Origin of the sequence: Paenarthrobacter sp. TAF1 (genome assembly GCF_052113825.1) — a bacterium.
GTDB lineage: Bacteria > Actinomycetota > Actinomycetes > Actinomycetales > Micrococcaceae > Arthrobacter > Arthrobacter nicotinovorans.
Genome location: NZ_JBFRDO010000004.1, coordinates 213,330 through 233,330, shown reverse-complemented (window position 1 = coordinate 233,330; position 20,001 = coordinate 213,330). Strand labels below are relative to the sequence as shown.

General features: G+C 61.4%; 14 protein-coding genes. 11 read left to right on the top strand and 3 right to left on the bottom strand.

Annotation, left to right across the window (positions count from 1 at the left end; all coding sequences use genetic code 11):
• Positions 1 to 192: 192 nt before the first annotated feature.
• The 7 genes from mtrA to secA all read left to right on the top strand — a co-directional run bounded on the left by mtrA (position 193) and on the right by secA (position 10,564).
• Entirely contained in the window at positions 193 to 867 is a 675-nt protein-coding gene (mtrA, locus tag AB4Y81_RS07290) for an MtrAB system response regulator MtrA (RefSeq protein WP_018776443.1), read from the top strand.
• Positions 839 to 2,797, top strand: a complete 1,959-nt coding sequence (gene mtrB / locus AB4Y81_RS07285; protein ID WP_055971959.1) for an MtrAB system histidine kinase MtrB — start codon at positions 839 to 841, stop codon at positions 2,795 to 2,797. Before mtrA ends, mtrB begins: the two co-directional genes overlap by 29 nt.
• Positions 2,794 to 4,512 (top strand): LpqB family beta-propeller domain-containing protein, encoded by a 1,719-nt coding sequence (locus AB4Y81_RS07280; protein WP_441995597.1) that lies wholly within the window; start codon positions 2,794 to 2,796, stop codon positions 4,510 to 4,512. The genes mtrB and AB4Y81_RS07280 overlap by 4 nt, the downstream gene beginning before the upstream one ends.
• Positions 4,513 to 4,586: 74 nt before the next feature.
• Entirely contained in the window at positions 4,587 to 5,546 is a 960-nt protein-coding gene (locus AB4Y81_RS07275) for a ComF family protein (protein ID WP_055971962.1), read from the top strand.
• A gap of 189 nt (positions 5,547 to 5,735) precedes the next feature.
• Positions 5,736 to 6,464: a ribosome hibernation-promoting factor, HPF/YfiA family gene (hpf, locus tag AB4Y81_RS07270; RefSeq protein ID WP_018776439.1), complete on the top strand. Its 729-nt coding sequence runs from the start codon at positions 5,736 to 5,738 to the stop codon at positions 6,462 to 6,464.
• 26 nt (positions 6,465 to 6,490) lie between these two features.
• Positions 6,491 to 7,780, top strand: a complete 1,290-nt coding sequence (locus AB4Y81_RS07265) for a winged helix-turn-helix domain-containing protein (RefSeq protein ID WP_055971966.1) — start codon at positions 6,491 to 6,493, stop codon at positions 7,778 to 7,780.
• A gap of 42 nt (positions 7,781 to 7,822) precedes the next feature.
• Positions 7,823 to 10,564, top strand: a complete 2,742-nt coding sequence (gene secA / locus AB4Y81_RS07260; RefSeq protein WP_055971969.1) for a preprotein translocase subunit SecA — start codon at positions 7,823 to 7,825, stop codon at positions 10,562 to 10,564.
• Between the two features lie 111 nt (positions 10,565 to 10,675).
• Here secA and AB4Y81_RS07255 read toward each other — a convergent pair whose 3' ends face one another.
• Both AB4Y81_RS07255 and AB4Y81_RS07250 read right to left on the bottom strand, forming a co-directional pair.
• A complete protein-coding gene (locus AB4Y81_RS07255) occupies positions 10,676 to 10,999 on the bottom strand; it encodes an Rv3235 family protein (protein ID WP_229778545.1) in 324 nt (107 codons plus the stop codon).
• A gap of 258 nt (positions 11,000 to 11,257) precedes the next feature.
• Positions 11,258 to 12,010 carry a LysM peptidoglycan-binding domain-containing protein gene (locus AB4Y81_RS07250; RefSeq protein ID WP_441995596.1) on the bottom strand — a complete coding sequence of 251 codons (753 nt, stop codon included), beginning with the start codon at positions 12,008 to 12,010 and terminating at the stop codon, positions 11,258 to 11,260.
• A gap of 153 nt (positions 12,011 to 12,163) precedes the next feature.
• Here AB4Y81_RS07250 and AB4Y81_RS07245 point away from each other — a divergent pair, with 153 nt between their 5' ends.
• Positions 12,164 to 12,736, top strand: coding sequence for a hypothetical protein (locus AB4Y81_RS07245; RefSeq protein ID WP_055971976.1), 573 nt, complete (start codon positions 12,164 to 12,166; stop codon positions 12,734 to 12,736).
• Here AB4Y81_RS07245 and AB4Y81_RS07240 read toward each other — a convergent pair.
• Complete coding sequence (locus tag AB4Y81_RS07240) at positions 12,733 to 12,969, bottom strand: helix-turn-helix domain-containing protein (protein ID WP_018776433.1); 237 nt, start codon at positions 12,967 to 12,969, stop codon at positions 12,733 to 12,735. The genes AB4Y81_RS07245 and AB4Y81_RS07240 overlap by 4 nt on opposite strands.
• 158 nt (positions 12,970 to 13,127) lie before the next feature.
• Between AB4Y81_RS07240 and AB4Y81_RS07235 the strand changes: the two genes are divergently transcribed.
• From AB4Y81_RS07235 to AB4Y81_RS07225, 3 genes are read left to right on the top strand one after another with little or no spacing between them, the layout of a single operon-like run.
• Positions 13,128 to 13,772, top strand: a complete 645-nt coding sequence (locus AB4Y81_RS07235) for a flagella basal body P-ring formation protein FlgA (RefSeq protein WP_018776432.1) — start codon at positions 13,128 to 13,130, stop codon at positions 13,770 to 13,772.
• The gene (locus tag AB4Y81_RS07230) at positions 13,769 to 15,082 is read left to right on the top strand and encodes an AAA family ATPase (RefSeq protein WP_055971978.1); all 1,314 of its coding nucleotides are present in this window, start codon (positions 13,769 to 13,771) and stop codon (positions 15,080 to 15,082) included. Before AB4Y81_RS07235 ends, AB4Y81_RS07230 begins: the two co-directional genes overlap by 4 nt.
• A 57-nt stretch (positions 15,083 to 15,139) precedes the next feature.
• Positions 15,140 to 19,996, top strand: a complete 4,857-nt coding sequence (locus AB4Y81_RS07225; protein ID WP_018776430.1) for an NAD-glutamate dehydrogenase — start codon at positions 15,140 to 15,142, stop codon at positions 19,994 to 19,996.
• The last annotated feature ends 5 nt before the right edge of the window (positions 19,997 to 20,001 follow it).

The window sequence follows — 20,001 nt, the reverse complement described above, 5'->3', positions numbered from 1 at the left end:
ACAGTCGACGTCCCCCAGGCGGACCTTCGCACCCAGCCTATAGTCCCGCCGTCGTCCCTCATAGCCCGCCGCACGAGCAGTGTTTGCGGGCGTGCCGCGCCCCGGTGCAGTACGGTGGAACTGCCCCTTGGGCGCCATGCCGTGCACGGCGCCCGACAGGACAAAGACTTGGTGATAAGGGAATATATAACTATGAAGGCACGCATTCTGGTAGTTGACGACGACGAAGCACTCGCAGAGATGATTGGCATCGTCCTGCGGAATGATGGCTTCGAGCCGGTGTTCTGCGCAGATGGCGGCCAGGCACTGGACGTGTTCCGTTCGTCCAAGCCGGACCTTGTGCTGCTTGACCTTATGCTGCCTGGCTCTGACGGCATCGAGGTATGCCGGCAAATCCGTGGGGAATCGGATGTTCCGATCGTCATGCTCACCGCCAAGTCGGACACCTCGGATGTAGTTCGCGGACTCGAATCCGGTGCAGACGACTACGTTCCGAAGCCCTTCAAGCCCGCCGAACTGGTTGCCCGCGTCCGTGCGCGACTGCGTCCGGGCGACCAGAAGGCCCCCGAGACCTTGCGCATTGCGGACGTGACCATCGACGTCGCCGGTCACCTGGTGACCCGTGGGGGAGACCGCATCTCGCTTACTCCCCTAGAGTTCGACCTCCTGGTTGCCTTGGCGCGGAAGCCGTGGCAGGTCTTTACCCGTGAATTGCTCCTGGAACAGGTCTGGGGCTACCGGCATGCCGCTGACACGCGTTTGGTCAACGTCCACGTCCAGCGTCTGCGCTCCAAGATTGAACGCGATCCTGAAGCGCCTGAGGTCGTTTTGACGGTGCGTGGTGTCGGATATAAAGCAGGTTCCTGAGTCTCCGGTCGGGAAGACCGGCACGCCTGAAGAAGCCCAGGGATCATCAGGTCCTGACGCAGAAGGCGTGGGTACCGGAAGCCCGGCTCTGCCGTCCACACCGGAACCATCACCACCGCGGCCGGTCCGGAACCTGCCGTGGTTCTTCTCACGTGCCCGGATCTGGACGCGTCGCGGGCTGATCCTGGTCCTTCGGGTTTCCCGCCTCGTTTCCATCGGCGTACGCCAGATCAAACCGGGGTTGCGCTTCCTGTGGCGTTCGATCCTCCGCCGCTGGCGGCGTTCCCTGGAGTTCCGCACGGTCCTCACCACCTTGCTGCTGGCCGTTACATCCTTCGCGATCGTCGGCGCCTACCTGTCCAACCAGATCGCCAACAACCTCTTCCAGGAACGCCTGGCCCAGGCTGAATCGGAGTCCCGCTACAACGTCAAACAAGTCCAGGACACGTTCGACGGCGCACAGGTCACCGACCAGTCGAGCGTCATCACCCTCGTCTACGACACGTTGACAGCAGTCGAAGGCCGCGGCTCGGTCATCCAGCGAAGGTATGTCTTCGAAGCGGCACCGGAGCAGACCAAACCCCGCAACCGGTGGGTCGAGTCGCGTGCCTCGGACCAGCTGACCATCCGGGTAATACCCCCCGACCTCCGCAAGGCCGTTCAAGAAGGTGGCAAGCAACAGTTCTGGGCACCTACCCAATTCCCGGTGGGCAATGAGGACCGCCCCGGCATTGCCGTTGGAAACAAAGTCACCTTCAATGGCACTGTCTATGAGCTTTACCTGATTTACGACCTCAACACCGCGCAACAGACCCTGGACGAGATCCAGAATGTTCTGTGGGCAGGAGGTGCAGCCCTTGTCCTGATGATCGGTGCCATTGCCTGGTACGTCACGCGAAACGTCGTCAGTCCGGTCAGCCATGCCGCCGTCGTCTCGGAGAAGCTGGCTGCAGGGCAGCTGCAGGAACGCATGGTTGTGAAGGGCGAAGACGAAGTAGCCAGGTTGGGCGCATCCTTCAACCACATGGCGGCAAGCCTTCAGGAACAGATCACCCAGTTGGCTACTTTGTCGCAGATGCAGCAACGCTTCGTCTCCGATGTGTCCCACGAATTGCGAACTCCGTTGACCACCGTGCGGATGGCGGCCGAAGTCCTCTTCGATGCCCGTGAGGATTTCGACCCCATGAACAAGAGGTCGGCCGAGTTGTTGTACTACCAGGTTGAGCGCTTCCAGTCATTGTTGTCGGACCTGCTGGAAATCTCCCGCTTCGACGCTGGTGCCGCTGTCCTCGACGCCGAACCCCAGGACATCTTCCAGGTCGTAGCCCATGTGATGGAAGGCGCGGCTCCCGTGGCCGAAGAGTACGGTTCGGAAGTCCGCCTCAACGCGCGGGAGAAGAACATCATCGTGGAGATGGATTCGCGGAGAATCGAAAGGATCCTCCGCAACCTGTTGCTGAACGCGCTTGAACACGGCGAAGGCAAACCGATCCATATTTCGGTCGCGGCCAACCACGACGCCGTGGCCGTGTCCGTCAGGGACCACGGCATAGGTATGAGCCAGGCTGAGGCGGCCCGGGTATTCGATCGTTTTTGGCGCGCGGACCCCGCACGTGCCCGGACCACTGGTGGCAGCGGCCTTGGCCTTTCAATCGCGGCCGAGGACACCAAACTCCACAACGGGTGGCTGCAGGCATGGGGCCAAAAGGGCTCCGGATCCAACTTCCGGTTGACACTGCCTCTCCGGCAGGGAGGTTCGATCGTCAAGTCCCCGCTGCTGCTTGAGCCTGCAGACATTGATTTCCCCGGTTCCGCAAGTGAGCGCCAAGTACTTGTGATCGGTACTGAAAACACCAGCACCGCGCCTGAATCCTCATCGGACAGCGAAGAGCCGGCCGCCCGGGATCACGAAGCAGGGGAGAAGCCATGACTCAGCCCGGACGCCGGCGCCGCGGGGTAATCCTCGCGCTGTTGGCTGTCATCATGCTGCTGCTCTCATCCTGTGCACAGATTCCGCGTTCGGGCCCGGTTGGCAAGAGCAAGGACGAAGGCGCTGGAAATCCCAACGCACCGGTGTTTTTCCCCGCTGCGCCCCGTGAGGGATCAAGTCCCGAAGCGATCATCGAGGACTTCTACATGGCCGGCAGCGGCYATGAGGATGACTATCCTGTGGCCCGCCAGTACTTGACGCAGGCCCAGTCGGTTACGTGGAAGCCGGATAAGCGGGCGATCGTTTTCCGCGAGGCAGAAGTGGTCAAGTCCTCCGGGGAAAACGAGTACCTTTACGTGCTCGACCTCGCCTACTCCGTGGACGCCGACGGCGTTGCGACGCAATACCCGCCCGGGACCAAGGAGACCATCCCGCTGACGCTCGAACAGGTGGAGGGTCAGTGGCGGATCTCCAAGGTGCCGGACGGAACCGCGATTCCCGAGGAAACGTTCAAGGTGATCTACGGAGCGTTCCCCATCTACTTCTATGACCCAACCTTCACCTATGCGGTGCCCGATTACCGGTGGTTCATCAAGAAGAACACGGTCAAATCCATGACCAGTGCCTTGCTGGCCGGTCCGGCGCCGTATCTGCGGGGGGCAGTTGTCAGTGCCTTCCCGTCAGGAATGAAGCTCGCGCGTGAATCCGTTCCGGTCGTTTCAGGTGCTGCGCAGGTGGATCTCTCGGCCAAGGAGTTGTTCGACGCTTCTGCGGAAGACCGCCAAAGGATGCAGAACCAGTTGGCTCTAACGTTCCGTAGCCAACCGGATGTCATCAACGTGCAATTGCGGGCAGACCAGGACCTGGTCCGTGTGGAAGACAATGGCACGGTCCTGCCACCAGTGGTGGACAAGACCGTTCCGGCCCGGCAGATCGCGGTGAACAACGGCGAGCTGGTTCGTTACGAAAACAACCGGATCACGCCGCTCCCCGATATCCAGTCGGTCGCCGGGCTCGGTCCGCATTCGCCTGCCGAATCACCGGCATCCCAGACAACTGCCTTCCTCAACGGGGACAAGACCACCCTTTATTCGATCGAACCCGGCCAGCCCGCCCGCCAGCTGACTACCAGAAGTACCCTCACCGGTCCATCCTTCAGTCCGCAGGACTGGGTGTGGACAGCGGGTCCGGGGGCCAACGGGGCGGCAGAAGTGGTGGCCTACAAACCCACCGGCATCGCGCCCGGTATGGCAATTCCCAACGTGACCATAACCCCGTCATGGCTTTCCGGTCGCACCGTGAAGGACTTCAGGGTTTCCCGGGAGGGAACCAGGGCGCTGGTCATTTCCGAGGCCAACGGGAAATCCACCGTGCAGATCGCCGGCATCGTCCGGAATCCCGATGGCGTGCCCAAGGATCTCACTGCTCCCATCACGCTCCTCACCACCGGGGCGGCAGACCAGGGAGTCTGGGTGAATGCTTCGACCGTGGCAGTGATGTCCGCTTCGGCCACGTCCACAGTGGTTCCGGAGCTGCTCTCCCTCGCATCGGGTGAAGCACAACAACTCGCACCCTGGGATGGCCTGACCAGCATCAGCGCGGGCAATGGTCCCGAGCAGATCTTCGGCCAATCCGAGGCCGGAATCTTCCAACGGGTCGGAAACGGCTGGGAGCTGCAACTCAAAGGTCCCACGGAGCCGGCTTTCCCAGGGTGAGACCTGCGGACAGAGTATCCACATAGCACGCTTCGTATCTTCATCCTTCGCTGGCCCCGGTACAAACTGGGTCGATGAACCTTTCACCCGGCAGTTGGCCGTCCAGCGGAGGAAGCCGTACCGCACCGGACCCTGACCTGCTGGCGCCCGACCCGGGGAGGGCACGTCGCCGCGGACGGGACGACAGTCGGATTGCCCGGCTGATTGCGGCCTTGGAAGGCGCGCTGGAAGACCTTCGGACAATTGTGGTTCCGGTCGAATGCGTCTGTTGCGGTGCGGAAGATACCGTCCTTTGCGCAGGCTGCGCCAAGCGTGTGCGCCAATTGTGTGGTCAGCCCTTCCGGGCAGAGCTGCAATCGCCGGCCCTTGTTACTGTCGACGGCGGAGCGAGGCTCGGCGTGGTGGCTGCGGGACCCTACCGGGACGAATTGGCACAATGCCTGCTCTCGTTCAAGCATTACGGCCAGTGGCGTCTGGCGGGTGTTTTGGCAGGTTGCCTTGGGAAGGCCGTGGATGCTGCCGTCGGCAATGAGAGCGGCTACTGCCTTGTGCCCGTTCCCACCAGCGGCGGCGCCTACCGTAAGCGCGGATTCAGTCCACTGCATTTGATGCTCCTCATACTCCGGTTGCGCCACTCGCAGGCCCAATGCCCACACCGTGATGTGCTGACCAAGGTGCGGTTTTTACCCTTCCGCAGGGACGGTCGGGGATCCCTTCAGGCACTGTTGCCAGGAATCGCGGATGCAATTCCGGGTCGTCAAGGCAGCGACGGCGGTTCAGGCCAGAAGGGGCTGGGGCGCGGAGAAAGGGCTCGCAAAGTCAGGGGTTCCATGCGCGTCAGGCGTACACGGACCAGACTGATCCGGGGAATGGGATGCATCCTTGTGGACGACGTCCTCACGACAGGGGCAACCCTTGCCGAGGCAGCACGTGCGGTGGAGGCCGCAGGAGGCGTGGTCTGCGGAGCAGTCGTGTTGGCGGCCACGAGGCCACCAGCCTACGCCTCAATCGCGCCCGCACACGACCACCTGTGAAGCTGTTAAGACTCAATCAAAAAATAAGTGGCCAAAGGATGAATAACGCGTTGCGATGAACTAACGTCGATTGTGGGTACCAAGAAAAGATGTACCTGTCGATAGCGGCTCGGAAAGGGGCTCGACTGTCCGTCAGATCAGCCCCCAACAGTGCCGTTGTCGTGTCACCTGAGTTATTTGGAGGGCACCATGGAGTTCATGATCAGCGGACGAAATCTGACAGTTTCAGACCGCTTTCGCGAATACGCCGGCGAGAAAATCTCAAAGATTGAATCGTTGGGGGACAAGGTCCAGCGAGTAGACGCCAAGGTTTCCAAGGAAACCAATCCCCGGCAGACGCCGGGTGAGCTCACCGTCGAAGTGACAGTCCTGGGCCGTGGCCCCGTCATCCGTGCAGAGGCCACAGCCGCTGACAAATTCGCTGCCTTCGATCTGGCGTACAACAAGCTGCTTGAGAGGCTTCGTCGTGCGAAGGACCGGAAAAAGGTGCACCACGGCCGGCACACGCCCAAGGCCGTGCGGGAAGCTACGGCAACTCTTGAACCCGCAAGTGCCAACGAGCCTCTCTACGTGGAGGCCAGCAACCACCAGGAGGCTGCTGCGGAAACAGTGGAGCATTCTCCTTATGACATCGAGAACGACATCCCCGCCGGCGACTCGCCTGTTTTGATCCGCCGGAAGGTGTTCCCCGCGGCATCCCTGACCCTGGATGACGCGGTGGACAACATGGAACTGGTGGGGCACAACTTCTACCTCTTCCTGGATAAGGAAACCAACGCTCCATCGGTTGTCTATCGGCGCAGTGGCTGGACCTACGGTGTGATTACCCTCGATTCCACCTGCGAACCCGGCGAAGATGCCGTCGAGGAGAAAATCCTCGCGTATCGGTCCGATGACCAAGCAGCCACCGCCAAGTAAGGCCTGCATCTGACGAAGGGATACCAATGACCGCTTCGCTGAGCCTCTCGCAGGCACGGCGGATCGCATTGGCAGCTCAAGGATTGGCAAAGGTCCGGCCCGCTGGCCCCGTGACTTCACGGGCAGTGGGCCGGACCTTTGCCCAACTGCAGCTTGTCCAGATCGATTCTGTCAATGTCCTCGCGCGCAGCCACTACCTTCCGTTCTTCTCGCGGCTGGGAAACTACGACACCAACATTCTTTTCAACCTCTCGTCCCGCAAGCCGCGGAAAATGATGGAGTACTGGGCGCACGAGGCAAGCTTCATACGACCCGAGCATTTTGCGGACCTGCTTCTGTGGCAAAAGCGGGCGTGGGTGGGGGCGCATCGCCTGGATCCGGGTATTCGTCGGGACATGGAAGACCGGATTTTGGCGGCTCTGGGCAGCGGGCCGCCCATGACGGCGTCGGAACTCACCGCAAAACTCGGACACAATCCCGCAGCCGATCGCGATAACTGGGGCTGGAACTGGAACATCGTCAAAAGGGTCCTGGAGCACCTTTTTGAAGAAGGGCGCGTTTCAGCCGCTTCGCGGACTCCCCAGTTTGAGCGCAAATACACCCCCACCTCCCGGGTGGTCTCCACCTATCCCACGGCTGCCGTGGATGCTGAGGAAGCCCTTGACCGCCTTATTGAGGCAGCAGCCCAGGCCCACGGCATAGGAACCGTTAGGTGCTTTTCCGACTACTTCCGGACGCCGCTCAAAGCGGGGGCGGAATCAGTCCGAAGGCTGGTGGGCGCGGGCGTGCTGGAGCCAGTGACGGTCCGGGGATGGGAACGGGAGACTTTCAAGCACGTCAATGCCAGGCTTCCACGGAAGGCCGAAGGGCGGGCGCTGCTGAGTCCCTTTGACTCCCTTGTCTTCGAACGGCGGCGTCTTGAGGAACTGTTTGGATTCCACTACCGGATCGAGATCTACACCCCTGCCGCGAAGCGCCGGTTCGGCTATTACGTGCTGCCCTTCCTGCTCAGGGAGGGCCTCGCAGCCAGGGTTGACCTGAAGGCAGACCGTGCATCAGGTCAGCTGCTGGTTCGCTCGGCGTTCCGTGAGCCGGACGCGCCGGCGGATACCGCCGTCGAGCTCGCTGCTGAACTTGGGCTCATGGCGACTTGGCTCGGACTGCAGGAAGTGGTGGTGTGGCCGGTAGGGGATCTCGCCGGTGACCTGGCGGACGCGGTTACAGGACGTCCGGCGCCTCCCTATGCCGAACCCCGAAACGCCAGTCCGCTCAGAGGTGAACCCGGCCACGCTGCCTTGGTCTCTCCCGTAGACTGAAACAGCCAGAATTCGGCAGCATGAGACTGGGAGCACTTTCACGTGGCATCACTAATCGAAAAACTTCTCCGCACGGGTGACAAAAAGACCCTCAAGCAACTGCGGAACTATGCCGATTCCATCAATGCCCTGGAAGACTCTTTCAAGTCCTTCACGGATGCCGAACTTCGTGCCGAAACGGACATTCTTCGGTCCCGGTACCAGGATGGGGAGACGCTGGACGCGTTGCTGCCGGAAGCCTTCGCTGCTGTGCGTGAAGCCTCGTCCCGAACCCTGGGCATGCGCCACTTCGACGTCCAGCTCATGGGCGGCGCAGCACTTCACCTGGGCAACATCGCTGAAATGAAGACCGGTGAAGGCAAGACCCTCGTCGCTACTGCGCCGGCTTACTTGAATGCGCTCACCGGCAAGGGCGTGCACGTGGTGACGGTCAATGACTACCTGGCTGAATACCAGTCCGAGCTCATGGGCCGCGTCTACCGCTTCCTTGGCCTCACCAGCGGTTGCATCCTCTCCAACCAGGATCCAACGATCCGCAGGGAGCAGTACGCAGCAGACATTACCTACGGCACCAACAACGAATTCGGCTTCGACTACCTCCGGGACAACATGGCCTGGGACGCCAGCGAGCTGGTTCAGCGCGGACACAACTTCGCGATTGTGGATGAAGTCGACTCGATCCTCATCGACGAGGCACGTACACCGCTCATCATTTCCGGTCCGGCCCAAGGCGACACGAACCGCTGGTACAGCGAATTTGCCAAGGTTGTCCTTCGGCTCCAGCCCGACGTCGACTATGAAGTCGACGAGAAGAAGCGAACCGTCGGAGTCCTCGAAGCCGGTATTGAAAAGGTGGAGGACTACCTCGGGATCCAAAACCTTTACGAATCGGCCAACACGCCGCTCATCGGCTTCCTGAACAACGCCATCAAGGCCAAGGAACTTTTCAAGCGGGACAAGGATTACGTCATCCTCGACGGCGAGGTCCTGATTGTTGACGAGCACACCGGCCGTATCCTGGCCGGACGGCGCTACAACGAAGGTATGCACCAGGCCATTGAGGCCAAGGAAAACGTCGAGATCAAGGCTGAGAACCAGACCCTCGCCACAGTGACGTTGCAGAACTACTTCCGCATGTACTCAAAGCTCTCCGGCATGACCGGTACGGCAGAGACTGAAGCCGCCGAATTCATGAGCACGTACAAGCTCGGCGTGGTTCCCATTCCCACCAACCGTGACATGCAGCGCATCGACCAGTCGGACCTCGTCTACAAGAACGAGGTTGTAAAGTTCGACGCCGTCGTTGCGGATATCGCCGAGCGCCACGAGAACGGCCAGCCTGTGCTGGTCGGTACCACGAGTGTTGAGAAGAGCGAATACCTTTCCAAGCTGCTGGCCAAGGAAGGCATCCGCCACGAAGTCCTGAACGCAAAGAACCACGCCCGGGAAGCATCCATCGTTGCCCAGGCCGGTCGCAAGGGTGCAGTTACGGTCGCAACCAACATGGCCGGCCGTGGCACCGACATCATGCTGGGCGGCAACGCCGAATTCACCGCCATTGCCGAGCTCGCCAAGCGCGGACTGGACCCGGAGGAGAATTCCGAAGAGTACGAGGCCGCCTGGCCCGAGGCCCTCGCCGCAGCGAAGCAGGCCGTCAAGGACGAACACGAAGAAGTGCTGAACCTGGGTGGGCTTTACGTCCTGGGTACGGAACGACATGAATCCCGCCGGATCGACAACCAGTTGCGCGGCCGTTCCGGACGCCAGGGCGACCCCGGTGAATCCCGTTTCTATCTCTCCCTCACGGACGACCTCATGCGGCTGTTCAATTCGGGGGCAGCTGAGCGGCTCATGAACAGCTCGGTACCTGACGACGTCGCACTCGAGTCAAAGCTTGTCTCACGTGCCATCGCCTCGGCCCAGGGCCAGGTGGAAGCCCGCAACGCGGAACAGCGCAAGAACGTCCTGAAATACGACGACGTCCTCAACCGCCAGCGTGAAGCAATCTACGGCGACCGCCGTCGGATCCTTGAGGGCGATGACCTGCACGAAAAGGTCCAGTACTTCCTTGAGGACACCATCAACTCCCTCATTGATGCAGCAACGGCCGAAGGCAATGGCGACGACTGGGACTTCAACCAGCTGTGGACGAACCTGAAGACCCTGTACCCGGCGACGGTAACCCCTGAAGAAGTCATTGAGGAAGCCGGCGGCAAGTCGAGGATTACGGCTGATTTCCTGCGCGAAGAGATCCTCTCCGATGCGCGCCTCGTCTATCAGGCACGCGAAGAAGCCATCGGTTCCGAGAGCATGCGGGAACTGGAACGCCGCGTTGTACTGTCGGTTCTTGGGCGTAAATGGCAGGAACACCTTTACGAGATGGACTACCTCAAGGAGGGAATCGGGCTCCGAGCAATGGCGCAGCGTGATCCGCTGGTGGAATACCAGCGCGAAGGCTTCGTGATGTTCCAGAGCATGATGGAGGCCATCCGCGAGGAGAGCATCGGTTTCCTGTACAACCTTGAGGTGGAAGTGACGCCGGCCGAGGACGTCGTAGTGGCGGATGATTCGGCAGCCGGGGGACACACAGAACATCACGATCCCCAGATCCGGGCCGCTGGCCTGCAGGCACCGGAGAAACCGGCCCAATTGCAGTACACCGCACCCGGTGAAGATGGCGCTACGCAGACGCGGATCGAAGGACGTGCGTCGGGCCGGTCAGGGAACCCTGCCAAGGCAGCAAGCCAAGAACAGCGCAAACCGGCGAAGAAGAAGCGCCGCTAGGAACAATAAGCGTTAGGAACAACAAGGGGGCGATCCCACGGACATACCGGTCCGGGGATCGCCCCTTAGCCTTATCCGGACTTGTGGACCCCGGCCCGGACTCCCATGGACTCAGCCGATCTCCAGCGCAGTAACCTGCCACAACCCGTCGGTCCGTTCGAGTCGCATGGCAACCGCACGGCAACGGCCCTCTTCAGCGACGACGATGCTGGCTTCGCAAATTGATTCACTGATGGAACAAGCGCGAACCGAACGGACCATCGGGCTGAGGTGCGGTTGTGGACTTCCCTTGCTGCGCGCTGCATGTTTGCGGGTCAGAGCCGCGCGATGTTGAAGGGCCAAATAGCATTCAGGGTCCAGCGAGCGCGACAACTGCACAAGCGGACGCGTGCCTGCAAGAACCTCAAGGGCGGCCTGGGCAATACTGCGCGCCACCAACCGGATGTCTGTGTCGGCCCCTTTTGTCGAGCCGGACGAGGCGCTGGCACGTTGGGTGCCTTGGCGGATTGGGGGCCGGTTTGCGGTTGCAACGGACAAGGTCATACCTCTGGCATTCACTACATGAGCCAAAGCGCGGGGAACGCTTATGCTCGGGTGGCTTCTGCTGGGATGACGCTGGGGTTTGCTGTGAGGCTTGCTGCCGCCCCTGAGTAGGCGGCTGTTTCATTGAGTCCGGGTGTGACGTTGCCGCTGCTATGCGGGTTCGGGAGGTTGAAGGATTTGGCCTGGAAGCAGTATGGCGGGGTTGTCACCGATGACAGCGCGGTTCGCGGCGTACCACTTCGGCCATGCGGCGGCAACATCCACGTCAGTCGAAAACGGTGCCAGCCTCGAGGCGGCTATGGACCAGAGTGTGTCCCCGGCTTTTACCTCCACACCGCTCACGCTCCCGGGTGCGGCTGCTGCATCGCGGGATCCTGGCTGGCTGAGTAGCCCTGGAACAACCACGGGTGGCCGGGGTCGCCAGCCCGGATCGGGCGCGGTGGACGTTGTGTTGCTGCGGTCAGCTCCGCCCGTGGCTGCAGGAGACGGCTCCGTGAGGACTGCGCGGCCGTGCGTGGAAGTCGGAATCCACTCCGGCGTTGGTTGGACGTCTGCCTGAGCCAAGCCACCGCCAAGGAGGTTCATGCCCAGTACGGCTATCGCAAGCCTGACCATGAACGGGGGACTGAACCTGGAGAGGGCAGTGGCTCTGTTGCCGGCGCCCACCCGGTGGAGGAGGGCGGCGAGAAATGCCATCACTAGGGAAAGCACCCACCAGGCAACTATCGCTGTTCCCGCGGCGCTTGCAGCAAATCCTGCCGACACATCAAAGGAAAGGCTCTGATGATGTCGTTGGGAAGTCTGCCATTGGCCGACGAGGATGTTGCCTGCCAGCGCCAGAAGGAGTCCCAGCCCAAGGATCGCCACAGCAAGCCCGGTGTCTCTCCGCAAGGTTCGTGCCATTCAAAGCCCCCAAGCTTCGTTTGATGCAATTTGATGCAGTTTGATCAATCTGGAGTCCATTTTTGGCACACTTTTTCATGCCTGTCCAATCGTGGGTCTGTCTTAACGGGCAGGGATTGGCGTTGGCTCCGTAATGCAGCCTAGTCTGACGACATGAGATGGGACTCTCTCTTCAACGATTTGGAAGCACAATTTTTGGCTGAACGGGCCTTGGAGAGGGAAACGGAGATCACTGAACGGGCCAGAGTGGAGCTGGCGACGATCCAACTCACCGATCGGTTACGTGCCCTGGGTGCCGCGAAGGTCAAAGTGGTCCTCTCCGGCGGCGCGACGCTCCTCGGGGTGGTTACCCACGTTGGAGGTGAGTGGTTGGTCCTGACCGAGGGCGTCCGGCAATGGCTGGTTCCCTTCCCTTCGGTCCTCAGTTATCAGGGACTGGGCCGGTATGCGCAGAAGGCCTCTCCGCGGCTCCAATCTCCGCTGGGTATGGCCACAGCGCTGAGGGCGTTGGCCAGGAACCGGGCGTCGGTGATTGTGCATTTAGGCGCGTTGGCCAACGGGGGTCTCGAGTTGAGGGGTGTCATCGACAGGGTGGGGCGGGATCACTTTGATGTCGCTGTGGTGCAAGACGGTGAAGTCCGGCGCCCCGGCAATGTGGCCAGTGTTGTCACTGTCCCCTTCGGGTCGCTCGTGGCGCTCAGCTCAGCCAGCGGCCAGGAGCTCTAGGCGCTCCGGCTGCCAGGCTGGCCTGACTTGGATTTGGCCTCTTCTATCATTCGGCTGGCTTCGGCGTATCGGTCTTGAATGTACTGCTCGAGCATCGTCTCTTCGATACGCCATTGTCCGCGCCCTCCCACTTGGATTGCTTTGAGCTCCCCGCTGCGGACGAGGGCGTACGCCTGGGGGGAATTTATCTGGAGCTGTTCGGCGACATCGGCCAATGTCAGGAATCGGGGCATGACTCCATTTTGCCACTCACACTGTCGTTTGGTGTAGTTATCCACAGTTTCGGCCCATTTGCGGCCACTGGCTTTGGGGTGGATATCGCCCGACGGTAAGAATGGGGAGGCGGGTCCGCCGACCATGCTCACAACACGTCCTGGGGGAGTAGACAAACATGGGTCCAATTGCACCTCTTGCCGCCGCACGCATCAGCAAGCCTTCGTGGAAGGACCCCCGGCTGCTGATAGGCGTCCTGCTGGTGCTCCTGTCAGTGGCCGGAGCAGTTGCCTTGGTTGGAAGTGCTGACAAAACGACGCAGGTATACGCCGCCCGGGAAGAGATCGCGGTCGGCCAGCAGATAACCACTGAGGACCTTTCCATCGTCAAGGTCCGTTTGGATGAGGTTGAGGAAGGCTACATCACCGTTGAGGATGGCCTGTCAGCCGGGAAGGTCGCCCTGCAGCGGGTGGCCAGGAACCAGCTGCTGCCCCGTGAAAGCCTCGGCACAGCCGATGCGTTGGACAGAAAGCCTGTGGCCATTGCCATGGACGGGGAGTTGCCGGCCCAGGCGGGCCCAGGGGCCCGGGTGGATGTTTGGGTTGCCATGCCTGGAGCGGCTGCGGCTTATGAGGATCCGCAGCTGCTGCTGCCGGGCGCTGAGATCGCGCAGATCGTCCCCGGCTCTGCCACATTGGGAGCGGCGAAAACCTCAACTGTGCTCGTCCTGGTCACAGACGGGCAGATGCCAAAACTGCTCGGGGCGCAGGCCAACAAGGCCAAGGTTTCCGTGGTCTGGAATCCAGCGGGACGGGTCTCATGAGTATCCCCGTCGTAACCGTTGGTGCCGCCCAGGAAGCCGTCATTGAGGGGCTGGAACGCCTGCACGGCCCTGTGACGGTTGTCCGACGCTGTTCAGAACTCGCCGAACTGATGGCTGCGTGCCAGAGCGGTTTGGCGCTGGCGGCCATAGTCGGTGACGGCTGCGAGGAACTCACCACGACGTTGGTGGACAGGCTTGCGGCGGTAGGTGTCTCTATCCTCGCCTTGACCGATAATCCCGATGAAGCCGGGCGGCTCCGCTCCATCGGAGTTGTTGCCGCGTCCTCGGATATTGAACCCAAAGCCCTCGCGGACGAGATTTCCCAAGCAGTGGCACGCGCCAGCCGTTATGGTCGGGCCGACAATGGCCTCAGCGCGGGTTTCGCGGATCCAAGTGTTGAACCGCCGCAGCTGGCGCTGCCGGATGGGAAATCGGAAGAGCCCAGTGATGGTGCGGGGCGCATCTTCGCGGTGTGGGGGCCAACCGGTGCCCCGGGCAGGACTTTGCTTGCGGTCAACATGGCGGCGGAATTGGCCGCTGATGGTCAGTCGGTCATCCTGGTGGACGCGGATAGCTACGGAGCCAGCGTGTCGGCGATGCTGGGCCTTCTGGACGAGTCGGCTGGTTTGGCCCAAGCGTGCAGACTCGCCGACCAGGGCCTGCTCGATGCCGATGCCCTGGCGGGTACGGCCAGCCGCGTCTTCACCAAGGCGGGTTCTTTTCGCGTTTTGACCGGGACCACGCGGGCGGACCGTTGGACTGAACTACGGGCCGCAGCTCTGACTCGCGTTTTGGAGAGAGCCAGGCAGCTGGCCGACACTGTGGTAATTGACGTGGGCTTCTGTCTCGAATCCGATGAAGAACTCAGCTTTGACACTTTGGCTCCAAGGCGTAACGCGGCAACACTTCGCAGTCTTGAGCTGGCCGACGTTGTCTTTGCCGTGGGGACCGCAGATGCCATCGGCGTGCCACGGCTGGTGCGGGGTTTGGCTGAGCTGGCAGAGGTTGTTCCGCAGGCGTCGCCACGAATTGTGTTGAACAAAGTCAAGCGATCAGCCGTTGGATATGCCCCGCACCAACAGTTGCAGGATGCCTGGAACCGGTACGGTCCAGGCGCGGGCATCGACGCTTACCTCCCCTCGGATCCGCTCGCTTGCGATACGGCGCTGCTCACGGGATCTGTGCTCTTGGAATGCGCACCCGATTCAGAGCTGAGGATTGCCATCGCCGGCCTCGTATGTGCACCTGTCCATCAAAAACGCAATTCCTTTGGGCGAAGTATCAGAGCCCTGCAGCGCCTTAAGCGCTAGGCTCGGCATGTGGGCTGCAGAGTCGCAGCAATCAACTTGTGATGGAGGCGTTTGTCGATGTCGTCAGGATCCAGCGTGGAGGATCGGTCCGATGCAGCAGTTGTCCGTGAAGGGTTCTTCGGTGACTACTACGAGCACCTCGCGGAGGAGGATGCGCAGGCATATTCCCCGGAGCTGCTGATCTCGCGGGCCACCAAGCACAAAGCGGTCGCCCAGTCGCGCCGTCCGGGAAACGCCCTGGTGGAAATCGGCAGCGAATCCGATCGTAACGTTGTTTATATCGTCACGGATGACATGCCCTTCCTTGTGGACTCCGTGAACGCAGAGCTCGTCCGCCAAAACTGCGCCATCCGCATGGTCATGCACCCCTTGTTCGTCGTGACCCGTGACCGGGTTTCCGGCGAAATGCGCAGCGTTTCCCGGGTCCCGTCCACTGTGGGTATTTCCAGTGGCGACACCGCTGCTCTGCCGAGCATCGCCCACCTTCTCGGCGATGGTGACAATGCCTCGCACATGGAGTCGTGGATCGCCGTCGAAATTGACCGTGTCAGCGATGACGCCCGCGCACAACTCATCGAAGGCCTGCATCGCGTTCTCGGGGACGTGCGTGCCGCCGTCGAGGACTGGCCGAAAATGCGCAGCAAGGCGCTGGAACTGGCAGAAGCGCTCGGCGGAGTCTCCCATCCCGAGCAAGTTGCTGAGCTGCGGCAGGCGCAGGACCTTCTGCGCTGGCTGGACAACGGCAACTTCACCTTCCTGGGATACCGCGAATATGACCTCGTGGAGGAAGAGGGCGAGGACGTCCTGCAGCTTCGTGAGGACAGTGGCCTGGGACTCCTCCGCGCAGGGGACACCACCCGCCAGGTACAACACTTGACCGATGCGGGTCGCAAGAGGGCAAGAGAGAAGCGGGCGCTGGTCATCACCAAGGCAAACTCGCGCTCCACGGTCCACCGTCCTGCCTACCTCGACTACATCGGCGTCAAGAGCTTTGACGCCCAGGGCAACGTCAACGGTGAACGCCGGTTCATCGGGTTGTTCGCCACGAGTGCCTACACGGGTTCTGTCCGCAGTATCCCGATCGTCCGGGACAAAGTTGACGCGGTCCTGAGGAATGCTGGTTTCCCGATTGACTCACACTCCGGCAAGGACCTCCTGGGCATCCTTGAGACCTACCCCAGGGACGAACTCTTCCAGATCGAGATAGCGGATCTTGCCGCAACCGCCATGGGGATCCAGCGCCTGCAGGAGCGCCGCAGGACGAAGCTGTTCCTGCGTCCCGATATTTACGGCCGCTTCATGTCTGCCGTTGTCTACCTGCCCCGCGACCGCTACACCACCAGTGTCCGGCTTCGGATCGAGCAGGAACTCCGTGAGACGTTCCAGGCCGAGACGATCGACTACGAGGCCCGGATCACTGAATCGGCACTTGCCCGTGTCTTCTTCCGGATTCGTTTGCCTCGCACCGCTGAGCTGGCGGAAGTGAACGTACAGGAACTCGAACACCGGTTGATGCGGGCGTCGAGGTCCTGGAGCGAGGGCATTACGGAGGTGCTTCGAGAGCATCACCCTGCCGAGAGCGCAGATGCCCTGGCGGCTCTCTGGGCCGAAGCGTTCCCCGCTGGCTACCGCGTGGACTATGAGGTCGAAGACGCGCTGCAGGACATCGAACGCTTTGAGGAATACGGTGCCCAGGCGGAGCGGGCCGGTGAAGCCACTCGAAATGTGAAACCCGGCGTCCACGTGTACCTTCCCGACGGAGCGGGTGAGGCTTTGGAGGAAGACGCCCGGGTCAAGCTCTACCTGATGGAGCCAAAGAGCCTGAGCCAGATCCTTCCCTACTTCCACAACCTTGGCCTGGAAGTACTGGATGAGCGGCCATTCGAGATCGAAACTGCGGATCATCGCGATTTCTTCCTCTACGACCTGGGACTGAAGTACCCCGCGGGAGTCGACCCCCTGGCTACCGGAAGTCTTTTGGCTCAGTCCTTCGGTGCTGCAGTCACCGGCGCGGTGGAATCCGACAACTTCGATCGCCTGGTGCTCCGCGAAGGAATGCACTGGCGTCAGGTAGTGGTGCTGAGGGCGTACGCCAAGTACATGCGCCAAATGGGGAACACGAACTCCTTCGGCTTCATCGCCGATACCCTGCTGGGCAACCCCGACGTTGCGCGTGGGCTCATTGAACTCTTCTCAGCACGATTCGATCCCTCAGTGGCGGACGAGGTGCGTGACGAACGCCAGGAGGCAGCGCGTGCCTCCCTCGCCGAGTCGGTGGAACAGGTTGCCACCTTGGATGCCGATCGTGTCCTGCGGACCTTCATTAACCTTATTGAGTCCACGCTGCGAACCAATTACTTCCAGAACAAGGAATACCTCAGCTTCAAGCTGGACCCGACGTCGATTGAGGGACTGCCCTTCCCGCGTCCGATGTTCGAAATCTGGGTTTACTCCCCACGCGTTGAAGGGGTGCACCTGCGTTTCGGCAAGGTGGCTCGTGGCGGTCTCCGCTGGTCGGACCGCAGGGAGGATTTCCGAACCGAGATCCTTGGGCTGGTGAAGGCACAGACCGTCAAGAACGCCGTTATCGTCCCAACGGGCGCCAAGGGCGGGTTCTTCGCGAAGAAACTACCCAATCCCGCCGTGGACCGCGCCGCCTGGATGGCCGAAGGTATCGAAAGCTACAAGACTTTCATCCGGGGCTTGCTGGATATTACGGACAACCTCGTGACGTCGGCCGACGGCGAAAGGCTTGTCCCGCCGTCGGACGTTGTTCGTCACGACGGCGACGACTCCTACCTGGTGGTGGCGGCCGATAAGGGCACGGCTACTTTCTCGGACACGGCAAATGGCCTGGCGGCCGAGTACGGCTTCTGGCTGGGTGACGCCTTCGCCTCCGGTGGATCGGTCGGTTACGACCACAAGGCGATGGGTATTACGGCGCGCGGAGCCTGGGAGTCGGTCAAGCGTCACTTCAGCGAACTCGACCTCGACACCCAGACCGAAGAGTTCACCGTGGTGGGCGTTGGCGATATGTCAGGTGACGTTTTTGGAAACGGCATGCTGCTGTCGCGCCACATCAGGCTGGTGGCCGCCTTCGACCACCGCCACATCTTCCTCGATCCCGCACCTGATGCAGCAGCGTCCTTCGCTGAGCGGCAACGTTTGTTTGAGCTGCCCCGTTCTTCCTGGGACGATTACGACCGGGCACTCATCAGTGAGGGCGGCGGTGTGTATGCACGCCAGGCAAAAACGATTCCGGTCTCCGAACAGGTGCGGAAGTCGTTGGGCTTGCCCGAGGGAACGACACAACTCAGCCCGCCTGAACTGCTCCGCGCAATCCTGCTGGCACCGGCCGACCTCCTCTACAACGGTGGTATCGGCACCTACGTCAAGGCGAGCACGGAAACCCACGCAGCAGTCGGTGACAAGGCCAACGATTCCATTCGCGTGGATGGGCGTGACTTGCGGGTCAAGGTTGTTGGAGAGGGCGGAAACCTCGGATTGACCCAGCGCGGGCGTATTGAAGCCGCTCTGCAAGGCGTCATCCTTAATACGGATGCGATCGACAACTCCGCAGGCGTGGACTGCTCGGACCACGAGGTCAATATCAAGATCTTCGTGGACCGGATGGTGGCGGCCGGCAAGCTCCAAGAGGCTGAGAGGGCTGCCTTCCTCGCCGACATGACCGACGAGGTCGGCAGGCTGGTGCTGCAGGACAACATCGATCAAAACATCCTGCTGCTCAATGACCGGACGCGGGTCGCGGACTGGAGTCCTAGTTATGAGCGGCTCATGGACTGGCTGGAGAAATCGGCCGACCTCAAGCGGGACCTTGAAGCGTTGCCAACCACGGATACCCTCCGTGCCCGTTTGGAACAGGGCCAGGGCTTAACCTCACCGGAGCTCGCGGTCCTCGCGGCTTACGCGAAGATTGAGCTGGGTACGGCGTTGCGCGAAAGCAACCTGGCTGACGACCCGTGGTTCTCGGACACCATCCGCAACTACTTCCCGAAACAGTTGCGCGAGAAGTTCGACGCCGAACTGGACACCCACCCGCTGCGGCGCGAGATCATCGCCACCGTGGTGGCAAACGACATCATCAACCTGGGCGGCATCACGTTTGCGTTCAGGGCCATCGAAGAAACATCGGCGAACGAGGTCGCAGTGGCCAAAGCATTTGTAGCCCTGCGCGAAATCTACGACCTCGACCCAATGGTGGCTGAGCTGAATGCGCTGCCGGCGTCCTTCCCCACCGAGCACTGGAGCGAAGTTCATCTCGACATCCGGCGCTTGCTCGACCGGGCAGTGCGTTGGGTACTGGGACAAGGAATGGCATCACAGCCGATTGCCAGCGTCGTGGAAGCGTTCAAGCCCATGATGGAACCGTTGCGCGCCAAGCTTCTGGACTACCTGCGTGGTGAGGACAAGGTCCGCATCAGTGGCTGGCTCGACAAGGCGCTGAGTTGGGATCTTCCCGAACACCTCGCCCGGAGGTGGGCGGAACTCTTCGAGAGCTACGCCCTTCTGGACATCGCCCGGATCGCCCAGACCGGCAACGACACCGTGGAACATGTGGCACACGTTTACTACACAGTGTTCAACCGCTTCCACGTGGACTCGTTGCTCGAACGTATCAGCTCCCTGCCGCGGGATGACCGTTGGCAGGCTCTTGCCCGGGCAGCCCTTCGGGACGACCTGTACTCGACCGTTGCCGACATGACTACGTCAGTCCTTGAAGCAACCGAACCCAATGCGTCTGCCGAAGAACGGCTCAAGGCATGGGAGGGGCTGAACGCCGAGCAACTGGGCAGGGCGAAGACCATGTTTGATGAGGTCAACGCACTCGAGGCCGACGACATGGCCTCACTGTCGGTAGCATTAAGGCTCTTGAGGTCAATCGTCCGACGCTAGGAACA

What these genes read in the sequence shown, in the direction of transcription:
- AB4Y81_RS07250 (WP_441995596.1), bottom strand. Translation starts at nt 12,010, where the DNA reads ATGGCACGAACCTTGCGGAGAGACACCGGGCTTGCTGTGGCGATCCTT.
- AB4Y81_RS07240 (WP_018776433.1), bottom strand. Translation starts at nt 12,969, where the DNA reads ATGCCCCGATTCCTGACATTGGCCGATGTCGCCGAACAGCTCCAGATA.
- AB4Y81_RS07275 (WP_055971962.1), top strand. Translation starts at nt 4,587, where the DNA reads ATGAACCTTTCACCCGGCAGTTGGCCGTCCAGCGGAGGAAGCCGTACC.
- AB4Y81_RS07265 (WP_055971966.1), top strand. Translation starts at nt 6,491, where the DNA reads ATGACCGCTTCGCTGAGCCTCTCGCAGGCACGGCGGATCGCATTGGCA.
- AB4Y81_RS07245 (WP_055971976.1), top strand. Translation starts at nt 12,164, where the DNA reads ATGAGATGGGACTCTCTCTTCAACGATTTGGAAGCACAATTTTTGGCT.
- mtrA (WP_018776443.1), top strand. Translation starts at nt 193, where the DNA reads ATGAAGGCACGCATTCTGGTAGTTGACGACGACGAAGCACTCGCAGAG.
- hpf (WP_018776439.1), top strand. Translation starts at nt 5,736, where the DNA reads ATGGAGTTCATGATCAGCGGACGAAATCTGACAGTTTCAGACCGCTTT.
- AB4Y81_RS07225 (WP_018776430.1), top strand. Translation starts at nt 15,140, where the DNA reads ATGTCGTCAGGATCCAGCGTGGAGGATCGGTCCGATGCAGCAGTTGTC.
- AB4Y81_RS07230 (WP_055971978.1), top strand. Translation starts at nt 13,769, where the DNA reads ATGAGTATCCCCGTCGTAACCGTTGGTGCCGCCCAGGAAGCCGTCATT.
- AB4Y81_RS07235 (WP_018776432.1), top strand. Translation starts at nt 13,128, where the DNA reads ATGGGTCCAATTGCACCTCTTGCCGCCGCACGCATCAGCAAGCCTTCG.